Source organism: uncultured Dysgonomonas sp. (genome assembly GCF_900079725.1).
GTDB lineage: Bacteria > Bacteroidota > Bacteroidia > Bacteroidales > Dysgonomonadaceae > Dysgonomonas.
Map to the genome: position 1 here is coordinate 4,596,267 of NZ_LT599032.1, position 23,572 is coordinate 4,619,838.

At 41.6% G+C, this 23,572-nt stretch carries 14 protein-coding genes; 12 read left to right on the top strand and 2 right to left on the bottom strand.

Going from position 1 to position 23,572, the window contains the following annotated elements; all coding sequences use genetic code 11:
* Positions 1–87 precede the first annotated feature (87 nt).
* From QZL88_RS18915 to QZL88_RS18970, 12 genes are all read left to right on the top strand, one after another.
* Positions 88–3,210, top strand: a complete 3,123-nt coding sequence (locus QZL88_RS18915; RefSeq protein ID WP_296945139.1) for a TonB-dependent receptor — start codon at positions 88–90, stop codon at positions 3,208–3,210.
* A gap of 18 nt (positions 3,211–3,228) precedes the next feature.
* Positions 3,229–4,860, top strand: a complete 1,632-nt coding sequence (locus QZL88_RS18920) for a RagB/SusD family nutrient uptake outer membrane protein (protein ID WP_296943969.1) — start codon at positions 3,229–3,231, stop codon at positions 4,858–4,860.
* 20 nt (positions 4,861–4,880) lie between these two features.
* Complete coding sequence (locus QZL88_RS18925; protein ID WP_296943971.1) at positions 4,881–6,563, top strand: DUF5018 domain-containing protein; 1,683 nt, start codon at positions 4,881–4,883, stop codon at positions 6,561–6,563.
* Between the two features lie 63 nt (positions 6,564–6,626).
* Entirely contained in the window at positions 6,627–7,760 is a 1,134-nt protein-coding gene (locus tag QZL88_RS18930; RefSeq protein WP_296943972.1) for a cellulase family glycosylhydrolase, read from the top strand.
* Between the two features lie 64 nt (positions 7,761–7,824).
* Positions 7,825–9,216 carry an alpha amylase family protein gene (locus QZL88_RS18935; protein WP_296943975.1) on the top strand — a complete coding sequence of 464 codons (1,392 nt, stop codon included), beginning with the start codon at positions 7,825–7,827 and terminating at the stop codon, positions 9,214–9,216.
* 5 nt (positions 9,217–9,221) lie between these two features.
* Positions 9,222–10,661 (top strand): calcineurin-like phosphoesterase family protein, encoded by a 1,440-nt coding sequence (locus QZL88_RS18940; protein ID WP_296943977.1) that lies wholly within the window; start codon positions 9,222–9,224, stop codon positions 10,659–10,661.
* 11 nt (positions 10,662–10,672) lie between these two features.
* Positions 10,673–11,734 carry a DUF4434 domain-containing protein gene (locus QZL88_RS18945; protein ID WP_296943979.1) on the top strand — a complete coding sequence of 354 codons (1,062 nt, stop codon included), beginning with the start codon at positions 10,673–10,675 and terminating at the stop codon, positions 11,732–11,734.
* An 11-nt stretch (positions 11,735–11,745) separates the two neighbouring features.
* Positions 11,746–12,675: a two-component regulator propeller domain-containing protein gene (locus QZL88_RS18950; protein ID WP_296943982.1), complete on the top strand. Its 930-nt coding sequence runs from the start codon at positions 11,746–11,748 to the stop codon at positions 12,673–12,675.
* A 94-nt stretch (positions 12,676–12,769) separates the two neighbouring features.
* The gene (locus tag QZL88_RS18955) at positions 12,770–15,088 is read left to right on the top strand and encodes a family 20 glycosylhydrolase (RefSeq protein ID WP_296943984.1); all 2,319 of its coding nucleotides are present in this window, start codon (positions 12,770–12,772) and stop codon (positions 15,086–15,088) included.
* Between the two features lie 15 nt (positions 15,089–15,103).
* Positions 15,104–16,519 carry a sialate O-acetylesterase gene (locus QZL88_RS18960; RefSeq protein ID WP_296943986.1) on the top strand — a complete coding sequence of 472 codons (1,416 nt, stop codon included), beginning with the start codon at positions 15,104–15,106 and terminating at the stop codon, positions 16,517–16,519.
* A gap of 7 nt (positions 16,520–16,526) precedes the next feature.
* Positions 16,527–17,876, top strand: a complete 1,350-nt coding sequence (locus QZL88_RS18965; protein WP_296943989.1) for an alpha amylase family protein — start codon at positions 16,527–16,529, stop codon at positions 17,874–17,876.
* Between the two features lie 12 nt (positions 17,877–17,888).
* A complete protein-coding gene (locus QZL88_RS18970) occupies positions 17,889–19,298 on the top strand; it encodes a DUF5009 domain-containing protein (RefSeq protein WP_296943992.1) in 1,410 nt (469 codons plus the stop codon).
* 95 nt (positions 19,299–19,393) lie between these two features.
* On the opposite strand, the gene QZL88_RS18975 is transcribed toward QZL88_RS18970, so the two are convergent.
* Together QZL88_RS18975 and QZL88_RS18980 are read right to left on the bottom strand one after the other, a co-directional pair.
* Positions 19,394–21,895, bottom strand: a complete 2,502-nt coding sequence (locus QZL88_RS18975; protein WP_296943995.1) for a glycoside hydrolase family 2 TIM barrel-domain containing protein — start codon at positions 21,893–21,895, stop codon at positions 19,394–19,396.
* A 135-nt stretch (positions 21,896–22,030) separates the two neighbouring features.
* On the bottom strand, positions 22,031–23,503 hold the full coding sequence (locus tag QZL88_RS18980; protein WP_296943997.1) for a cellulase family glycosylhydrolase: 1,473 nt from the start codon (positions 23,501–23,503) through the stop codon (positions 22,031–22,033).
* Positions 23,504–23,572 lie beyond the last annotated feature (69 nt).

A 23,572-nucleotide genomic window follows, 5' to 3' on the forward strand; every position in this document is an offset into this window, starting at 1 on the left:
ATTAACTCAAAAAAGTTTGCTATGAAAAAACCAACTGCTCAAAAGAGTATGAGACTGCTATTCTCATTATTACTCTCATTAATTTTTATGAGTATGCAGGCGCAGGTGACTGTCACAGGGTTTGTACGTGACGCAAAAAACGAGCCTTTGATAGGGACTACGGTTGCGGTAAAAGGTACGACAAATGCGACAATTACCGATGTGGATGGAAAGTACCAGATCCGGGTGCCTGATACCAATGTGATATTGGAATTCTCTTATGTAGGGTATATTACCCAGACACAAAATCTGAACGGACGCACTACACTCGATGTGGTGATGCAGGAAGACTCTAAGTTGATAGACGAGGTGATAGTAGTCGGTTACGGCGTACAGAAGAAAACCTCTCTTACCAGTGCGGTTTCGGCTATTAAAGGTGATGATTTGTTGAAAGCCCCGTCTACTAATATATCCAGTTTGCTGGGAGGACGTCTGCCGGGTGTTTCATCTGTTCAGACATCAGGTGAACCGGGACTCGATCAGGCTTCATTAACTATTCGTGGTGCCAGATATGGTGCAGTCTATATCGTAGACGGTATGCCCCGTTCTATTAACGAGATAGACCCGAACGACATAGAGAGTGTATCTGTACTTAAAGATGCGGCAGCCGCTTCTGTATATGGACTACAGGCCTCAGGAGGTGTAATCATCGTTACCACTAAAAAAGGAAAAGAAGGTAAATCGAAGATTACTTACAATGGTTCCGTAGGGGTGTCTATGAACGCTAACTTCCCTAAATTCATGAATGGTCCACAGTTTGCCCATTACTACAATATGGCCGACATGATGGATAAACTTGCCAGCGGTACCATCACAGACCGTAGCCAGTATGTGCCTATATTCACTCAGGACGATATTGCAAAGATGACCAATGGCGACCCTACCGATGGATGGGATAATGTAGACTATATTGATAAAGTATTCGGTACAGGAACTAATCAGAAACATAACGTAACTGTGCAGGGAGGAAATGAGAGTGCCCGTTATCTGGCATCTATAGGTTATCTAGGTCAAAATGGTAATATAGATGAATTTACATACCGCCGTTACAATCTTCGTACGAATATTGATGCCGATATAGCAAAACATTTCAAAGTAAGCCTTGGTTTGGCTGGTAATATCGGACGCCGTCAGACACCGGGTTTTGCTTCAGGTGGTACAGATTCAGACTCTTACCTAGGAGAACAAGGCTGGTTGTCTATTTCGCGTCAGGCTATAGCTATGCACCCTTATCTGCCTGAAAAGTATGAAGGATTATATACAGCTACTCCAGCACGTAATACGAGCTTGCCGCAAAGCCCTCTGGCTGCTATATATGAATCGGGATATAAGAAAACGAGGAGTACCGATTTACAGACAAACCTGTCTATTCAGTTCGATGCGCCATGGGTTAAAGGTTTAAGTGCAAAACTTACAGGAGCCTACGACTATAGTACATCACATAACAAAAATTTGAGTACACCATATACATTAAATGCGATCAAACTCCCCGATTCCAGTGGAAAACTGGGATATAAGGAAGTGCAAGACCCGCGTTCGGTGAATTATCTCAGACTGGGTGAAGGCCAGTATACTTCCGAACAGATGGTGGGACAGGCTAGCGTTAGTTATGTAAATTCGTTTGATAAACACAATCTTGACTTCATGGTATTGGCAGAAATCAGGGATAATAAAAGTAACTCCCTTTCTGCATATGCAAAGAATCTGAGCTTTGCTGAATTACCGGAACTGGGATTGGGTGTAGCAGATGACACTCCTATCGGTGGATATAGTAATGCTTCCCGCACTATGGGCTATGTATTCCGTATGAAATATGATTATGCGAGCAAATATCTGGCTGAGTTTACGGGGCGTTACGACGGTTCATACAAATTTGCAGGAAATGTAAGTGGAAAACGATGGGGGTTTTTCCCATCAGGATCAGTGGCCTGGCGTATGTCTGAAGAAAGTTTCATGTCGGACCTATCCTTCCTCGATGACCTGAAGATTCGTGCATCTGTCGGTCTTCTGGGTAATGATGCCGGTTCTAACCCATATGCTTTTCTCAGCACGTATGCTTATGCGAGCAAACTGGCACTGAATGGATCATTGGCTGACGCTTTATATACCAGTGTATTTGCAAATCCGAATCTGACATGGGAGAAAACGTTGTCATATAATGTCGGTTATGATTTCACCATGTGGGGTGGATTACTAAGTATGGAATTTGATATGTTTTATAATTATACTTATGATATTCTTGCACAAAGAACGACAGGCTACCCGCCTTCAATGGGAGGTTACTATCCTGCTTTTGAAAACTACAATAAGATAGAATCTAAAGGCTTGGAATTCTTACTTAAACACCAGAATAAATTCACTGTAGCCGGAAAACCGTTTACATATACCGTGGCGGGTAATATGACATATGCTAAAAGCCGTTATCTACGATATCCTGACGATGTGAATATTCCTGAAATACAGAAGGTGACCGGATCGAATGTGTATGCTACTTATGGATGGACTGCAGAAGGTTTGTTCCGTTCGGAAGAAGAAATTGACAACTCAGCATGGTATGGCAGTCGCCCGAATGTAGGAGATATAAAATACAAGGATGTGAATGGTGACGGTAAGATTGATAATCAGGACCGTGGTCGTATTGGGCGTAGCAATCGTCCGGAACTAATGTTCGGCCTTAATCTGGGAGCAGAGTGGAACGGTTTCGATTTCAATGCCCAGTTTACGGGTGGTGCGTTGTTCGATGTATCACTTACGGGTACTTACTACAACGGCTATGATGATAATACAATATGGACACAGACATTCAAAGAAGGCGCAAACTCTCCGCTTTTCCTTGTAGAGAATGCGTACAGTGTGGATAATCCTAATGGTACATTCCCTCGTATAACGCTTGCTTCACCAGGTCATGGAGGGGACAATGGGCTAGCATCTACGTTTTGGTTCCGCGATGGAAAATACATCCGCTTAAAATCAGCACAATTCGGATATACCATTCCTCGTAAAATTTTGGCTAAAGTCGGAATTGAGAATCTGAGGCTTTTTGTAGAAGGTTCTAATATATTCACCATTTCAGGACTTCCTGATGGTATCGACCCGGAATCACCGGGCGTGAATAACGGATACTATCCTCAGCAGAAAACCTTTATGGGTGGTATTACGCTTACATTCTAACTATAAAAGATTAAATATATGAAAACCAAAATATTAAGTTCATTATTATTGGGAGTCCTGCTTGGTCTTACCGCCTGTAGCGACTATCTGGATATGACCCCGACCGATAAGATTTCGGATAAACTGACATGGAGTAAGGTTGAATATGCAGAACTGGCAGTAAACAATTTTTACCATGATATCAATTACTATGGTAATTTCAGTAGTGGACAGTGCAATGCTGGTATTACCGAGGGGCTTACGGATATATTTAAGTATGGAGCAATGACATTCAATGCCCATATGTATATTCCAAACGAAATAGCCTATGGAGGAAGTGTACTTACAACGACTTATGTTGCATATTATCTGGGAAACTGGGGCACGGCTTATGAAAAAGTACGCCGTATAAATGAAGGAATGTTCAATCTCAAAAAGTTTGGTACTATAGGAGAAGACGATTCCAGAAGACTGGAAGCCGAGATGCGTTTCTTCAGGGCACAAGCTTACTTCGATTTGGTAAAGCGTTACAAGCAAGTTATTATCTACGATGAAGATCTTTCAAAAATACAGAAAGATACCCCGGTTAGCACAGAAGCTCAAGGATGGGATTTTGTTCAGGCAGATCTTGAATTTGCAGGCCAATATCTCCCCGTAAGTAATGTTTCTAACGGACGTGTAACAAGTGGAGCGGCTTATGCTTTACTTTCCCGTGCAATGCTATATGCCGAAAGATGGCAGGCAGCAAAAGATGCGGCAGCAAAAGTTACCGGTTACGAATTGGAAACAAACTTTGCCGACGCCTTTAAGAATAACAGTAAAGAAGCCATATTGCAGTATTCATACGATAAGAGCGGTGTAACTCACAGCTTCGACAATCTGTTTGCCCCGGCGGGTGACGCTGGCAATAATATGACCGGAGGATATGGTACACCGACACAGGAAATGGTAGAATCATTCGAATTGAAAACCGGAGGATTTCCCGATTGGTCGAAATGGCATACAGCGGACGGTATAAGCGAGGAACCTCCTTATGAGGATCTTGAACCCCGTTTCCAGGCTACAGTCTTGTATAATGGCGCTGAATGGAAAGGACGTAAAGTAGAACCTTTTGTTGGCGGTATAGATGGTTGGTGTAACTGGAAAGATGATCCAGTACCCAATGGACGTACTACTACAGGTTATTACCTGCGTAAACTTGTAGATGAAAATCATGATTTCACTGTTCTTAGTTCCAGTACACAACCTTGGATTGCTATCCGTTATGCTGAAGTATTACTAAATAAGGCAGAGGCATGTTATCGTTTGAATGATAGCGAGGGGGCGAATAATGCTATCCGTGCTATCCGTACACGTGCAGGGCTACCTTACGTAAATAAAAGTGGTACCGACCTGATGGCTGCAATCCGTCAGGAGCGTAAAGTGGAACTGGCTTACGAAGGTCTTTACTATTGGGATATGAGACGTTGGAAACTGGCTGAGTCTGCATTTACAGGAAGTAGAGTGCATGGTTTGAAGATCGAAAAAAATGCAAACGAAACTTTTAAATATACCTATGTAGACTGTGATAAGCAAAACCGAAACTTCCCTGCTAAGATGTATCAGATCCCTTTACCGGTGAACGAACTGAACAATAATAGCGCAATACAACAATATGCAGAGTGGAGATAAATATTAAATAGAAGATGATTATGAAAAATAATTTATTATATATTATAGCTATATCTCTGGTGGTTCTATCAGGATGCCAGAGTCCTGACGACATTATACCGCCGGCAGATAATCAGGGGCTCACTCGCTTGACTGTCAAATTTACTACTGGTGAATATGCAGAGGTAGAGGCCGCATCATATACCATCAGCGACCCTAATGCTGATACTTATGTAATTCCTGTTCCTTGGTTCTATCCTGCAGATAGTTACAACGAAACTACTCCATACATGTCTGCGATGAAGGTAGAAGCTAATCTGGATAATAATTTCACGATTGCTCCGGGCCTGAGTGTTCTGGATCTGACAAAAGACAATCATTTCACATTAACAGATTCTTATGGAAATAAACGGTCGATAACAATCAGAGGTGAAAGGGTAAAATCCAGCGCTTGCAATATTATAACATTCTCACTGAAAGATAAAGATGTTACCGGTATAATAGACGATGCTGCAGGGACTATATCCCTGATAAGTATAGACGATCTGTCGAATAGTTTGGCTGACTATGAATTATCTCCGCATGCACTCTCTATTTCACCGGATCCTGCAGTTACTCCTTTAGACTTCAATAACAATGTAGAATTGACCATAACAGCACATAATGGTACATCTACAAAGAAATATACAGTGAAGAAAGAAATACCTAGTAAGATTGGAGCCGGATACCGCAAGGGTAGTGAAGAAAATGTATATGAGCTTAACCTGAGTGCGTATGGTTTCTCTATGACCAAATCAAGTAATCCGTCATTAGCCGTACTTGGCAGTTATTTAGTTTTAAACTTAGGTGATGGAACTACTCCTGTATATATCAACAGGGCTACAGGAGCTAAACTTGGCTCTATCAACATCGGTTCGGCCAATGCCGGAGGTAGCATTACAGGTGATATCTACGGTAATATGTTGATTGCAAACAATGCTGCTGCCGGAGGTACATTAAATGTCTACAAAACCAAGTCGGTAACAGCTGCTCCTACATTATTCTTCTCCATGTCTAATACTACAGGTTTCACTATCGGATCTAAAATGGCGGTACAAGGAAATCTTGATGGGGATGCTATTATTGTAGCTACATGTGAAAACTCCAGCAGCTTCGTTCGCTGGATTGTAAGCGGAGGTGTAGCTGGTACTCCACAGGTGATTTCCGTGTCTGGTATAGGTACATGGGGTGGAGCTGATAATGCGCCGCGTTTCACATATGCTTCTACTAATCTGGCCGATGGCTATTACATAGGTCACTATGCCGGTGGAGGCGGAAATGTATACTATGTAGATGGAACAGCAAATACTGTGGTCAGGCAACTGGCGGGAACAGGGGACTGGGCCAGAGGTATAGGTATGTTTGATATAAAAGTATTCAATAATACCCGTTACATGATGACCTATAATATGGGATTCTTCCCTCAATGGGCTTTGGGTGGTCAGATATATATGTATGATGTAACTAATCCGGCTCTGGTTACGGGATCTGTTACAGACAGTCCTGCATTGACTTTCAAACAGGAAAGTATAACTGCTTACAATAATGGAGCAACTCCGTTAGAGCCTCGTACTGCTGATATTTTATTGTACCCTTCTGCTGATGGATTTATGATGCATATGTACTATATAGACAATGCATCCAGTGTGTTGGGCTGCTATAAATTTGATTGTATAGATAAATAATAAAAAACCTTAACAGACCGGTATTCATATAATGGGTGCCGGTCTGATAATAGTAATTGAAATATGAGAATCGTACAGAATACTTTCATAACAATATTCCTTTTTTCCATATTTTTATCATGTAGTGCCTGTAGTAGTGAATCTAAGGAAACAGGATGGGAGTGGGAAGAGGAAGAAGAGGTACCTGCCGGATTTGAGCTGAAGAAAGGAGTGAATATTGCTTCATGGATATCTACGCCTAAATTTAGTGGGGAAGAACGCGTTGCATTTTTTACAAATGAAAATGTAAAGCAATTGAAGGAACTGGGCTTTGACCATATACGTCTTCCTATAGATGAGACTGTACTGTGGACCGAGAACGGAGAAAAAATACGACCTTATGCTTTCGATCTTTTGCATAATGCTATCGGCTGGTGCCAGAGCAATGGCCTGAAAATAATTGTGGATATGCACATCACGCGTAATCACCGTTTTACGAATACGGAAAACGATTTGTTCACGAAGCCGGAGGAACCTGCAAAGTTTGTTCGCTTATGGGAAGATCTTTCTTCAGAGCTTTCAAAATACTCGAACGACTTACTGGCCTATGAGATACTGAACGAGCCTGTTTCTGAAAACCCTGAAAACTGGAACAGTGTGTTGAATCTGGTAATACCTGCCATACAGGCAAAAGAACCGGAAAGGACTCTTATTGTAGGAGTTTGTACAAGCAATTTTGCTGTGATGTATAATAGTCTGAAATTACCTGCAACTAAAAATATTATGATGACGTATCACGTCTATGCCCCTTACCTACTTACTGCCTACGGACAGAATGATACTACAGGTGGCCGGACGGATATTCCAATTTCATATCCGGGGCAACTGGTGCCTGATGGATATATTTCTCAATTGCCTGAAAAATGGCAATCTACCGGTAAACAGGTATTCAATAAGGAAGCTTTGCGTCCGTTTGTAAAAGAAGGTATCGACAGGGCTAAACAACTGAGCGTTCCTGTATTTGTCGGAGAATTCGGCACACTATACACTGTGCCTGAGCAAAGCCGGGCTAACTGGTATCGGGATATTGTTTCTTTACTCGGTGAGTACGGAATAGGATATACCTCATGGGATTACAAAGGAGCAGGTTATAGCATTGTAGATGAAAATAATACAGTTGCTTATCCTGAAATTGTAAAAATACTTACCGGAAAGTAGCTCTGCTTTGGCTTTTAATTAAATAACTAATTAACGGAATTTTAATCATTACCTGTATTGTAATATGAAAACTGTACGAATTATAACCCTGCTATTTACTCTCATCGGCTTTTCTCTATTTGCAAATGCCTGCAGCGACAACCCTAAGGAACCGGGTTGGGAATGGGGTGGCGAAGAAGAACCCGGTGGTGAGACTACTGCAAAACCACGTTATCTGTGGATAGATGCGGCAGCTAACTTCCCCGACTATGCCAATAGTAAAGAAAATATAAAGCGAGATCTTACTTTGGCTAAAAATACCGGTTTCACTGATATTGTAGTAGATGTACGCCCGACAATGGGAGATGTATTATTCAATACAAGTGCTGTAGAACAGGTCAGAAAACTGGATTACTGGTCAAGCACAGGTTACCAGTTTTACGAACGTACAGCTACCTGGGATTATCTTCAGGCTTTTATAGATATGGGGCATGAACTGGATCTGAAGATACATGCGGCTATTAATACATTTACAGCCGGCAATGATTATCCTTATGGCTTGGGACATCAGGGGATGTTATTCCGTGACGATACTAAAAAGAACTGGGCTACATCGGTCAATACGGCTACGGGTATTACCAATGTAATGGATTTGGGTAGTGATACGTATGGAACGAAATTTCTGAACCCTGTAAATCAGGATGTGCAGAATTATCTGCTTACTATACTTGGCGATCTGGCGAAATATAATGTAGATGGTATTTTTCTCGACCGCTGTCGTTTCGATGATATTGCAAGTGATTTCTCGGATTATACACGCGAGAAGTTTGAAGCATACATCGGTTCGAAGGTATCTAAATTTCCTGACGATATCATGGCTCCGGGAGCCGGAGTAACTCCTATACCATCTCCACTCCCTACCCATTATAAGAAATGGCTTGAATTCAGGGCTAAAACAATACATGATTTTGTCGTGAAAGCCCGCGAGAAAGTGAAATCACAGAATCAGAATATACAGTTCGGCGTGTATGTGGGAGCGTGGTATTCGTCTTATTACGGAGTTGGTGTAAACTGGGCTAGTCCTAAATATAACACCGCTGCTGCATATCCTGCATGGGCCAGCCAGAATTATAAGGATTATGGGTATGCCGACCATCTCGATTTTATGCTACTGGGCGCATATGCTTCGGCTAATAGAGTATATGGAAGCGGAGAATGGTCTGTGGAAGGATTTTGTAAGCAAGCAAAGAACTTGCTGCTCGACGATGTAAAATATGCGGGAGGGCCTGATGTTGGTAACTGGGATGTACCTGCAGGAACGAATGTGAATACTGCTGTAACCAATACGGTTGATGCAGCAATAAACGCAGGAAACGGATATTTTCTGTTCGATATTATTCACCTGAAGATGTATAATTACTGGCCGGATGTAAAGAAAGGTATCGATAAATATCTGGAATCGGTAGATAAAAAATAAAAAAAATGCGAAATTCAATATTCAGTGTGCTGTTTGTCTTATTATTAACCGCTTATTGCAATAACCTCAACGGGCAATGTGTAATCAGAGGTAAAGTGGCATGTGACGGCAAAGGAGTGAAAGGTGTTGTAGTTACGGATGGCGTCCATTGTGTACAGACCAATGACAATGGAGAATATACTATTCCATCCTTAAAATCTTCCCGTTTTGTATATATATCCACTCCGGCAGGATACATAACTAAATGCAAGGATAAGACGATACCTCAGTTCTATAAGATAATAGAGAATGGCGTCGACGCATATGATTTTGAAATATACAAGAATCCGAAAGACGACAAGAATCATGTATTCATTGCACAGGCTGATGTACAGCTGGTTGATGGAGATAATCTGAGAAGTTACACTAAAATATTGCAAGATTGTAAAACGTTAATTAAAAAGTATGATGACAGAGATATTTTTGCTGTCGATTGTGGGGATATAGTAGGCGATACGCCGTCACTTTATCCGGGTTATATAGAAGCTTCTTCCGTATTGAATTTCCCTGTTTACAGGGCTATCGGCAACCACGATATGGATTATTTTGGCCGTAGCCACGAAACATCATACAAAACGTTCGAAAGCTACTTTGGCCCCGTTTATTATTCATTCAATAAGGGGAATGCCCATTATATCATCATTGATAATGCATTCTTTATCGGACGTGATTATTTCTATATGGGATATATAGATGAAAGGACGTATGCATGGCTCGAACAGGATTTGGCGTATGTGAAAAAAGATTCACCTGTTTTCATTGTCATGCATATTCCTTCGCGTCTCGATGAGAAACAAAAGCCTTTTGAATATAAAAGCAATGGCATCGCCGACCAGACGATAAACACGGCTGCGTTATATGAAATGCTGAGGCCTTATAATGCTCATATCATATCGGGGCATATGCACTACAATCATAATATTGTCCATAATTCAAGACTAATGGAACACAATACAGGCGCAGTGTGCGGAACATGGTGGCGAGGCGATATCTGCCTCGATGGTACCCCGCAGGGTTATGGCGTGTATGAGGTGACTGGCAATGATGTGAAATGGTATTTCAAGAGTTCCGGTTTTTCTGAAAAGCATCAGTTCAGAGCATACCCGCCAGGGCGTTCATCCGAATATCCTCAGGATGTGGTAGTAAATGTTTGGAATTGGGATAAAGAATGGAAAGTGGAATGGCTCGAAAATGATGAGATACAAGGAGAAATGACTCATTTTAGAGGGTTTGACCCTGATGCTGAAATCCTTTGCTCCGACAAAGAAAAGATAAAATATGACTGGATATCGGTGATTGAGACACAACATTTATTTCGTGCCTCACCAAAGAACCCGACGGCAAAAATCAGTATAAAAGTGACAGACCGGTTTGGAAATATATATCTGGAAGATATTAAACAATAAAATAACAGAAGATGGACAGACGAAAGTTTTTACAGCTCTGCGGATTAACCTCTGCCTCTCTGCTGGCAGGCAATAATACGTTTGCCGGAGAGATAAGGCGCAATCCTAATATTAAGCCTATCATGGGCTCATGGTTCGAATTCAAGCATCACAACGATAGTGAAGGCAAGTATTGGAATCCTGCCCTGACTAAGTTTACCGAGGCACAGTGGCGGGCAAAGATAAAGGAAATCAGCGAAACGGGTATGCAATACCTGGTACTGATGTCGGTTGCAGAAAACGGAAAAACATTTTATCCATCCACCCTTCAATCAAGATACGATTACGAATGTGCCGATCCGTTAGAAGCCGTTCTCTCGGCTGCGGATGAATATGGTATCAAGTTTTTTGTGAGCAACGATTTCTGGTCAGATTATCGCAATGTGGATAAAATGATGACCGACAAGGACATTTCCATCCTTCGCGAAAAAGGGATGGAAGAAGTGGCGGAGAAATATTCGCATCACAAAAGTTTTTATGGTTGGTACTATCCTAATGAGACGGGACTATATAATACAATAGACGAAACCACCATCAATTATGTCAACAAGTGTAGTAAGAAAGCGCGCGAACTAACTCCCGGCTGCGTAAACCTGATTGCACCCTATGGAACAAAATCTATTCGTCTCGATGATAAATATGTTCGTCAACTGGAACGTCTCGATATAGATATTATGGCCTATCAGGATGAAATAGGAGTGAAGAAGACCAAAGCCGGCACAGCAGGCAAATATTATGAAGCCTTGTACAAAGTGCATGCCAAAGCCGGTCGGGCTCGTCTGTGGGCTGATCTTGAAGTATTCGAATTCGAAGGAGAAGTTTATGACAGTGCTTTGATTCCTGCCCGATTCAATAGAATTCTTACACAGCTTGAAGATATTTCACCCTTTGTAGAAAACATACTGATATACCAGTACATGGGTCTGATGAGCAAGCCTGGCTCGGTTGCTCCTGCCGGACACAAGGATGCGGAAAGACTTTATAAGGAATATATGGATTGGCTGAAAGTACAACAGGGTTTAACCATAAAATAAACAGATACGACATGAAGAAACTATTTATAATATCATGCCTGCTCTTTATTTGTGCTTATATACAGGCCCAATGGACAAATATACAGATAGAGCCCGGTATGTCGCCAAAGAATGATATCATATCCATCTGTTTTGACAAACAGGGGACTATGTGGGTTGCTACTTCATACGGAGTATATAAAGAAGAGAACGGACAATGGAAACCTCAAGGAGTTGAGGATATTTACGCGCAGACGCTTTATATCGGCAGAGACGAAACTGTATGGGCCGGAGTATGGGGTGGAGGAGTTTTCAGAAATAAGCAAGGTGAAACATGGGAGAATGTAAAAGAAGCATCAGTTTCCATATCTACGAATGCTATTGTAGAAACGGGTAAGGATCACTTGTGGATTGGAACATGGGACAAAGGTTTGCTTATGTACGACGGCAAAAAATGGATAAATTATAAGGCTGTAGAAGTTCCGATAGGGGATAACAGTATATTATCCTTAGCAGCTGATGACAATAAAATATGGATTGGAACATATCATGGCCTCTCCTCATTCGATGGAAAGAACTGGAAATTGTACAATAGAGACAACAGCCCTCTTCCCGACAATGATATTTATTCGCTCCATGCTGGCAAAAACGGATTATGGATAGGTACATGCAATGGTTTGGCCTTTCTGCAAAAAGGAAATTGGACTGCATATCCTAAAGGTAAAAACGGCATATCTGGAGATGTTATCCTATCTGTAAAGGAAGATATAAAAGGAAATGTATGGGTAGGTACAAACAAAGGTCTGACCGTATTTAACGATACTAAATGGAAAACCTATACAATGGAGAATAGTAATTTATTAGAAAACCGTATTCAGACTATAACCATTCACGATAATAAAATATACATAGGTACAAGCTTAGGTATCTCGATGCTTAATCTGTCGGAATTTGCATATTGATAGACATTTACTTAATGTGTTTAATTCAAATTTGTGACTCTTTCTATAAGAGGCATTCCCCTAACTTATTTGTAAATGAAAGAAATATAGAAAAATGAGATTGAAAAAATACACTTATCTGACAGCATTATTATTCCTGATTGCATCCTTTTCTTTTGCACAGAAGAATGAATATAATATTATCCCTGCACCATTGAATCTGAAGCCGTCTAAAGGAATTTTTATATTTAATGAGGCAACTTCTTTACAGCTAGGTAAAGGAGTAAGTCCGGAAGTGGAGAATGCTTTCTTCATACTGAAAGATCGCTTGAATACCGCAGCAGGATTAATGATTACGGCAAATAATACTGCTCGGAGCAAAAATGTTATCATTTGCAGGCAGAACAACTCTTTAGAGAAAAAAGAATCTTACATACTGAATATCACTCCCGCCAAGATTGAAATTGAAGCCCGTGAGCCGGCAGGATTTTTTTATGCCGCCCAAACTTTAAGGCAATTGCTGCCCGTGACTATCGAAAGCAAAGATCTGGTTTCGAATATAAAATGGTCAGTTCCTTGTTGCAGGATAGAAGATTCACCTGTGTTTTCCTACAGAGGACTACATCTGGATGTTTGCCGCAATTTCGCATCACTCGATGAAGTGAAGACGTATATCGACCAGATAGCACTGTTGAAATTGAATATATTTCATTGGCATCTTACCGACGATCAGGGTTGGAGGATCGAGATCAGGAAATACCCGAAGCTGACCGAAATGGGAGCTTTCCGCGATCGTACGATGAAAGGTCATCACAACGATTATCCCCGCCAATGGGATAATACCCGCACAGGTGGATATTATACTCAGGAGGAGATTAAAGAGGTTATCGCTTATGCCGCAGAACGTTTTGTTACCATTATTCCTGAGATAGAAATGCCCGGCCATGCCACAGCGGCTCTGGCTTCCTATCCCGAATATTCATGTTCGGGAGGCCCCTTCGAAGTAGAAGGACGCTGGGGCGTATTTAACGATGTTTTTTGCACAAGGGAAGAAACCTTCGATTTTCTCGAAGATGTATTGGATGAGGTTGCCGGTCTTTTCCCAAGTGAATATATTCATATAGGAGGCGATGAGTGCCCTAAAGTACGATGGAAAAGATGCCATGCTTGTCAGGAGCGGATGAAAGAGGAAGGCTTAAAAGATGAGCATGAACTGCAATCGTATTTTGTAAGACGGATGGAAAAATACCTTAAAGGAAAAGGTAAAAAGATTATAGGCTGGGACGAAATACTCGAAGGTGGACTTGCGCCTGATGCCACTGTTATGTCGTGGCGGGGAATTGCGGGCGGAATCGCTGCTGCCCGTCAGGGGAATGATGTAATAATGACTCCCTCCGAAGCCATGTATTTCGATTTCTATCAGTCCCGGTTGCCGTCACAACCACTTGCAATAGGGGGCTATGTCCCCTTGGAAAAAGTATATGCATACAAAGCTATGCCGGACGAACTCACAGAAGATCAGTACAAACATATTCTAGGCATACAGGCCAATGTATGGACAGAGTACATGCCTACCCGCGCTCAACGAGAGTATATGATATTTCCGCGCGTGGCAGCACTTGCAGAAGTGGCATGGTTGCCCGAAGCTAAAAAGAATTATAAGCGTTTTTCTTCGGATATCCCCTCTTTGATGCAACGATACAGTTATATGGGGTTGAATTATTCCGATGCGTTTTATAGTATTATAGGCAATACTGTACCTGATAAAGAAACCGGATTGAAACTGGAGCTGAGTACCAGTGCACCCGGTATGCAAATCCGCTATACGGTCGACGGAACAGAGCCTACAATCGAAAGTCCTTTATATACGGGAGGAATTCCTGTTTCGGATAAGGAGATAGTCGTAAAGGCTATTTCGCTGAAGGATGGTAAGATTATGTCACCTCCTTACAATCAGACTTTTATTGTAAACAAGGCTGCAGGCCAACAAATAATATTCGAAGATGCGCAAGGAAATATTTCCGGACAAAATGGAGGCGGGAATCTTACCGATTGCATTATGGGTAAATTTCCTTTAGGACGATTCGATTGGTTCAGCTATGCAGGAAGCGATGCTACGGTAACAATTGTATTTGATAAACCTAAAACGATAAGCGAATTGATATTCAGTTCGGCAAATCAGAATAATGTATATGTGTATTCGCCTCGAAATATTGAATTCTTCATCTCAGAAGACGGAGGCACATTTCGTAGTATAGGAAATGTAAAGCATGAGCAGATGGCAGCCGCTGACGGAAAAGCCGAGGTCACTACATCACCGCTGACGGTAAAGAAAGTGAAAATGGCGATAAGTATGTATGGGGTAGTTCCCAAAGATAAGATTGGTGCGGGCAATCCCTCAGCTCTCTTTGTGGATGAAATCATTGTGAGATAATAAATTGATATATCTATGAAAATGAAAATAGGAATTCTGGCTGTCTTTATATGGGTCTCATTGGCTATTAGTGCTAAGGTGACTTTACCTGCAATTTTTACCGATCATATGGTGTTGCAGCAACAGGCAGTAAATAAAATATGGGGGAAAGCTGAGTCTAACAGATCGATTGAATTATTAACCTCATGGGATAATAAAACGTATACCGTGAAGAGTAATACTCAGGGGTATTTCCAATTCGAGATAACTACTCCTTCCGCCGGAGGCCCTTATACGCTGACAGTCTCGGATGGCGAACCTCTGATAATAAATGATATACTGATCGGCGAAGTCTGGTTCTGTTCGGGGCAGTCGAATATGGAAATGCCTGTAAAAGGGTATCGCGGGCAGCCAGTTGTCGGCTCGCATCCTTATATTGTGTCAGCCGACGAAAAGCGTCCTTTACGCTTATTCACAGTAAAGAATGCATGGAGCAAGGAACCGAAAGACGATGTAGAAGGGCATTGGAGCCTGAGTTCATCGAAAGAGGTAGCCGACTTTAGTGCAGCAGCTTATTTTTTTGGCAATCTGCTACAGGAAAAACTCGGCGTTCCCGTGGGGTTGATAAACTGTTCGTGGAGCGCATCGAAGATAGAGGCATGGATGAGCCGTGAAACACTGAAAAATATTCCTGAAGTAGATTTATCTGTCCTTAAAAATACAGAATTCGGCTATCCCAATGGTACACCTACATTGCTGCACAATGGGATGGTAAAACCACTCGAGGGTATTGCCGTAAAAGGTATATTGTGGTATCAGGGCGAAGCTAATAGTAACGATCCGGCTTTATACAAAAAACTCTTTCCGGCTTTAGTCAGTCAGTGGCGTAGCTTTTTCCGTTCGCCTGATATGCCATTTTATTATGTGCAGATTGCTCCGTGGCAATCGGGTAATAAGGATGAATTGGATTGGGCTTTGTTCCGCGAATGCCAACTGCAATTGATGTCGGAAGTTCCCAATGTCGGTATGGCGATAACCACTGATGCAGGCAGTGAAAAGTTTATCCATCCTCCACACAAGATTAAGGTGGGAGAACGGCTTGCATACTGGGCACTGGCAAAGACATACGGCATAGAAGGCATTACATACAGCGGGCCCATATACAAGAGTTACAAATTGGATGGAAATGTAGCGGAACTGACTTTCGACTATGGAAGCGATGGGCTCAATCCTGAAAAAGAACAACTCGAAGGATTTGAGATAGCTGGCAGCAACGGTGTGTTTATTCCGGCGAAAGCCGAGATTATAGAGGGTTCAGACAGGGTTAAGGTATGGAGTGAATCGGTGGACAAGCCTGTCGAAATTCGTTATTGTTTCCGTAATTATAAGATGGGAAACCTCACAAATAATGCTGGACTGCCGGCTTCTCCTTTCAGGGTGATAATAAAATGATTCATAAATGAAAAACAATAATAAAATGAAAAACTATTCTTTACTCGTATTATTCAGTATTTTCTGGCTGATGGTTTCATGCAAGGCAGAGCAAAAAACATCGGAAAGCAAATCCGGGAAAGTGGCTCTGATGTGGATCGATGCAACGGCTAATTTCGAACGTTTCAGTAGCCCTGACACAATTGATTTTTATCTCGAAAAAATAAAGTCGCTTGGCTTCACTCATGCCGTAGTAGACATACGTCCTATTACGGGAGAAGTGCTTTACGACAGTAAAGTGGCTCCTTATATGGAAGAATGGAACGGTGTGAATCGTCCTGTTAGTTTCGATTTCCTCGGACATTTTATTAAGAAGGCACACAGTCTGGGTATGGAGGTTCACGCCTCGCTTAATGTATTTGTAGCAGGGCACAATTATGTTGATCGCGGACTGATTTATGACAATCACCCCGAGTGGGCCTCGATAGTCTACAATCCCGAAAAAGGGCTAATTCCCATCACTCAGGAAAAAGAGAAGTATTCGGCAATGGTAAATCCTATTAATAAAGAATTTCAGTCTCATATTTTAAGTGTATTAAAAGAAGTGGTGGGCAAGTACCCCGAGCTTGACGGGCTTATTCTCGACCGAGTAAGATATGATGGTATTACAGCTGATTTTTCTGACTATTCAAAAGCGGAATTTGAAAAATATATCAATGAGAAAGTAGAGAAATTCCCGGAGGATATTTTCAAATGGGAAAAGGATAAAGAAGGCAAGTTTCATCGGATAAATGGTAAGCACTTCCTGAAGTGGATAGAATGGCGCACAAAGAATATATACGACTTTATGGCACTTGCCCGCAAAGAAGTAAAATCGGTAAATCCAAACGTGTCTTTCGGTACATACACAGGCGCATGGTATCCGTCGTACTACGAGGTAGGAGTAAACTTTGCAAGCAAGAATTACGACCCGAGTAAAGACTTTGATTGGGCTACCCCCGATTATAAGAATTATGGTTATGCCGAACTTCTCGACCTTTATACAACAGGCAATTACTATACGGATATCACTAAGGAAGAAGCTCTGGCAAATAATAAGAGCGTATGGAACGAAACCGATAGCAAGGCACATAGCGGTGTATGGTATTGCGTAGAAGGCTCGTGTGAAAATCTACGTGATATACTGAAAGATAATAAATTCAGCGGAGGTATTCTGGTCGACCAATTCTATGATAAACCGCAGGATTTTGCACGTTCGATAGAGATGGACTTGAAGATGTCGGACGGAGTAATGATATTCGATATAGTACACATTATCAATAAAAATATGTGGAAAGAAGTTGAAACAGGCATGCGTAACGGTGGTATGATAAAATAAATTCCCTGAAGGATGGATAACAGGTCATACGCACTGGATGCACTTAGAGGATACGCCATTGTGACAATGGTACTGTCAGGAGCCGTAGTCTACGGTCTCCTGCCCGGATGGATGTATCATGCACAGATACCTCCTCCCACCCATGCTTTTAATCCCGCAGCACCGGGAATAACATGGGTCGATTTAGTCTTCCCCTTTTTCTTGTTTGCTATGGGTTCAGCATTTCCTTTTTCTATCAGAAAGAGACTGGAAAGAGGGGAGTCTAAATTGAAGCTTATTTACGATGCTCTGAAGAGAAGTATCCAGTTGACATTCTTTGCTATCTTTATACAACATTTCTACCCTTATGTGTTGAGTAATCCGCAGGATGCCAGGGCGTGGGGCTTATCCCTGTTATGTTTTGCACTCTTGTTTCCTATGTTTATGCAGATACCTGTAAAGATGCCCACTTGGGCGCATAATGTAGTGAAACTGCTGGTATATGCAATCGCTCTTGTCTTGCTACTTACGGTAGATTATGCCGATGGGCGCAAGTTCGACCCGTATTTCAGCAATATCATCATTCTTATACTGGCTAATATGGCTTTGTTCGGTTCGCTGATCTACATTTTTACGATAAAAAGTAAAGTGTGGCGCATAGCCGTATTGCCTTTCCTAATGGCTATTCTTTTGGGAAAAGATATACAAGGCAGTTTTGTAAGTGAGGTATATAATTTTACGCCATTGGCTTGGATGTATAAGTTTGAATATCTGAAATATCTGTTCATTGTATTGCCGGGCAGTATTGCCGGAGAATACCTGATGGAGTGGATGAATAACAGAAAGAGTATGGAGCAGAAGTCCGGTGTAAAGGAGCGGAATATATCGTATCAGATATTGCTTATTTCTGTAGCACTTATTGTAGTCAATCTATGTTGTTTATATAATCGCTGGCTACAGGTAAACCTGGTCATAAATGCCGCGCTGATTGCTTATGGCTATTTCATTCTGAGAAAAAACACGACAGTGAATGAGCAGCTATGGAAGAATCTGTTTACGACAGGCAGCTATCTCATATTGCTCGGACTGTTTTTTGAGGCTTATCAGGATGGGATAAAGAAAGATCCTTCTACATACAGTTATTATTTCCTAACCTCAGGACTGGCTTTTATGGCGATGATAGTATTCCATGTCATTTGCGATTATTATAAATGCCGCTGTAGTACAAGTTTTCTCGTCATGTCGGGGCAGAATCCGATGATAGCCTATGTGGCTACAGGCTTGTTTACTGTGCCATTGCTGAGCCTGACAGGTATATATTCTGTTTTCGACTATTTTCAACATAACTCATGGCTGGGATTTCTGCAAGGAATAATATTGACAGCTATAGCGGTGCTGGTGACAATGTTCTTTACTAAGATAAAGTGGTTTTGGCGGACGTAGTTTTACCGTATTTTATATAAAGATTATCCCTGTTTATCATCAGATGTTTATTTCTGTAGATAAGCAGGGATATCTATTTTATCAATTTACCGCTTTTATTTAGACGTTTTTATCTCGATAGATGTATCTTTAAATCCATCTGACTTAGCTTTCAATATTATCTTTCCACTATTTTTGTTTGATTGGACAACAACGAGTGCTTTTCCACTGAATAGCTTTCGCGAAGGCTTTTTCAGAGAATTAGAGTCTGTTGGGTCTCCATTATCCGTTCCGGCTATAAATCCATTGCCTTCAACGCTGAAATCTATCAGATTATCGGCTACAGGTATTGTATTCCCCTCTGCATCCAGAACTTCGACTGTTACAAATGAAAGGTCTTTGCCATCGGCCTTGATTGTTTGCCTGTCGGCGGTGAGTCTGATGCTGACAGCATCTCCTGTTGTCTTTACTTCTTTTGTCGTAACTTCCTTGCCATTCTTATAGGAAATAGCTTTCAGAGTCCCTTTTTGGTATGGTACGCGCCAGAATATATGGAATTGGTCATCCGTCTTTGACTTTTTGCCAAGCGATTCACCATTCAGGAATAACTCTACTTCGTCGGCATTGTTGTAGTATGCCCATACGTCCACGTCTTGCCCTTCCTGCCAGTTCCAGTGCGGGAATATGTGCAACACATCCTTATCTGTCCATTCGCTCTGATACATATAGTATATATCTTTTGGGAAGCCAGCCAGATCCATGATACCGAAATAAGAACTACGCGAGGGCCACCAGAATGGAGTAGGCTCACCCAGATAATCGAACCCTGTCCATAGATATACACCCGATATGTGGTCATATTTCTTTACTAGACGCCATGTATCTTCGTGTGTCGTTCCCCATGGCACATGGCAATTGTCGTATGACGAGCAGTGGTGTACAGGCCTGTTGAAAGGTTTATCCCATCGTTCGGGCCAAATACTCATGCTGTCGGAAGGCATTTGGTAGTAGCCGCGTGACATCAGTGCCGAGGTTGATTCTGTGATAATTAAATTTTGGTTAGGAAACTTTTCATGAAAATTAATCCAATTATATTCATGGTAATTGAATCCAATAACGTCTATTACTCCTGAACGAAGTACATGATTAGACGGTTCAGTTTCATTGTTGCCGGTAGTTATCGGTCGGGTAGGGTCTAGTTTCCTTACTATATCGGCTAACTTAACAGTCAATAATGAGTTTATGTGTAATTCTTTAGGCTTTACATCTTTCTTGTCTAATGTGTTTGCAAAGTTTAGCACCATATTTGCTTGTTGAAGATCCAATGTATCGGCATCTATGTGTGACCATTGTTCCAGTACCTCATTGCCTATGCACCACATGAATATAGAAGGATGATTTCTATCTCGAAGAATAAGATCGGTTAAATCTTTTTCGTGCCATTCGGGAAAGTATTGAGAATAGTCATAAGGCGATTTTTTCTTTCGCCACATATCAAACGTTTCATCCATTACAATAAATCCCATTTTGTCGCATAGGTCAAGCAACTCGGGTGCGGGGGGATTATGTGCAGTGCGAATACCATTGCACCCCATTTCTTTCAGCATCTCCAGTTGCCGTTCTATGGCGCGAGTATTCACTGCTGCTCCCAAACAACCGAGATCGTGATGATTACATACACCTTTTATTTTAACGGATTTTCCATTCAGAAAGAAACCTTTCTCTGCGTCGAATGAAAAATAGCGTATTCCTACAGGAGTTTCGTATTCATCTACAATTTTGTCATTTTGTTTTATTTGTGTGATGATTTTATATAAATATGGATTTTCTACCGACCATAGTACGGGTTTGTCAATGCTTATAGACTGTTCTATTTCACCATTGGTCTGTGCATTTATTTTCAGCTTCCCATTTGTTTGGGTAATTTCTCTTCCTTTGGCATCGACCAGTATAGAATAGATCTCTGCATTTTGCGATGTTGTTTCTGTGTTACGGATATTGGAGACAATCTTTATTTCTGCTTTTTCCTCAGAAACGACAGGCGTTGTAACATAAGTACCCCAATGATCTATATGCACAGGATTGACCGTTACCAGCCATACGTTACGATATATACCCGAACCCGAGTACCAGCGCGAATTAGGTTGTTGAGAATTGTCTACCCGAACGGCGATAACATTCTTTTCTCCGGGTTTTATATATGGGGTCAGGTCGTAGCGGAACGATATATAGCCATTAGGCCGTTCACCTAGTAAGTGCCCGTTTATCCATACTTTACTATTCCAGTAAATACCGTCAAAATCGATATAAAAGTTTTTATTTTCGTTCGATTTGTTGACTATAAATTCTTTTCTGTACCATCCTATACCTCCGGGCAAAGCGCCGCCACCGGGAGTTGCCGGGTTGTCCGAAGAAAAATCAGCTTCTATACTCCAGTCGTGAGGGAGATTCAATGTTCTCCACTTTGAGTCGTCATATTGGATGTTGTATGCCAGAGAATCGTCTCCCAAACAGAACTTCCAATTTTCGGTGAAATCGGCATTATCCCTCACTTTATTCTGTGTAGTACATGAGAGTAAGATTGTACTTATAATAAGGAGTATGTAATATCTTTTCATAATTTGTATAATTCAATCCCGATAATAGAAAGAATAGAGAATAAAGGCCGGATTGAATTCCGGCCTTTACCTTTTTTGACCTTTTACAGTTCAAAAAAGCCCTAAAAACCTTTGCCCTAAAAACCTATAATGTATTTAATTACCTGCATCTATAATAGCACTGATGGCATCAGTATGCACTTGCTCCCCGGTAGCCCTGTCGAAAAGTCCCGATGCTTTGTCTCCGGTTACACCATTGTCCCAATAAACTGGTACCATCCCGTTTTTTAGTGCTGCTTTTGTTATATAATTCAAATAATAATTGCGTGCTTTGATATGATTGGCATAATCTGCTGCCGGAAGAGATGTTCTTAACGAAGCTGCGTATTCACCCAGTATTACAGGAAAACCCTTATCCACAAAATTTGCTTTCATTTTAGCAAACTGAGCATCGGCCCAGTCTTCCTGTCCCCATGAAGCTGTACCTGCACCAGTGAAATCTTTTCCCCACAAGAATACTGAATTATTTTCTTGCAGACAGAATTCATAAGGGTCGTAGTAATGTACTTCAGCCATCATACGGTTTGCTGTGGCATCTGTCGACATTTTCAGGGAACTTACAGCCAGGTCTATATTGGTGTTGTATGCTTGTACAATCAGATTTCGCCAGGCATTTCGTCCGCCTGTGGCGCGTACTGCATCTACAAAGGTTTGATTGTAAGACAACTGCACTTCAATGTTTTCGGCTGATGGTGTCCCATAATCTACATGTACTTCATTGGTTCCTGCAAACAATAGGTGTTCATCATAGTCGCGGAAGTATATGGCTATCTGTTTCCACAACGCTTTCTGTTTCTTGTTCACTTCCTCCTGCTTATCGTAAGTCGGATTTTCTTCGAGCCATCCGCCGTCCCAGTGTATATTGATGATGGCGTACATATCGTTGTCCACACAGTAATCTACTACTTCCTTTACACGTGCCAGCCACGAATCTTTTATTTTATACGTAGTTTGGTCTTCGATGTAAGCGTTCCATGCACACGGTATGCGCACGGTATTGAACCCCGCTGCTTTCACTCCGTCTATCAGCTTTTTCGATGTTTTGGCATTTCCCCAGGTGGTTTCTCCAGCAGAAGTACCGTCTGTTGCTTCAAGCGAGTTGCCCAGATTCCATCCTATCTTCATCTTTGCAGCTAATACAAGTGCGTCACTACTCATTCCTGTTTTATCTGGATCTATATAATCCGGTATCACAGGATCAGGCGTTTTTGCGGCCTGTGTTAGCGTAATTGTAATACTTTCTGCACCTGTAGCAGAGAGTGTGAATGTAGCAGAACGTGACTCTTCTATATCATTTGCATCTGCTGTAATTGTCACAGATGCATTTCCTTTGGCCGTTTGAATCGAAGGTTTTACCCACGAATCGGAGGGGAAATCTATCCGCCAGGTTGTATTCGATGTTATCTCCATTTTGGAAGTGCCGCCATCAGCCTCGAAAGAAAAGGATGCCGGTATTGCCGAAATGGAAGCCTCTATGGATGGCTCCGTTATCGGATCATCATCGTCGCCGCAGGCCCAGAAGGGTAGCAGTAAGCATAGTAGGGTTAATGTATATTTGAATATTCTCATGTTGTCAGAAATTTCGTTTTATGTTTAATTGAAAAAGACGGTTATCCCGGAATATCTCAAATAAATATC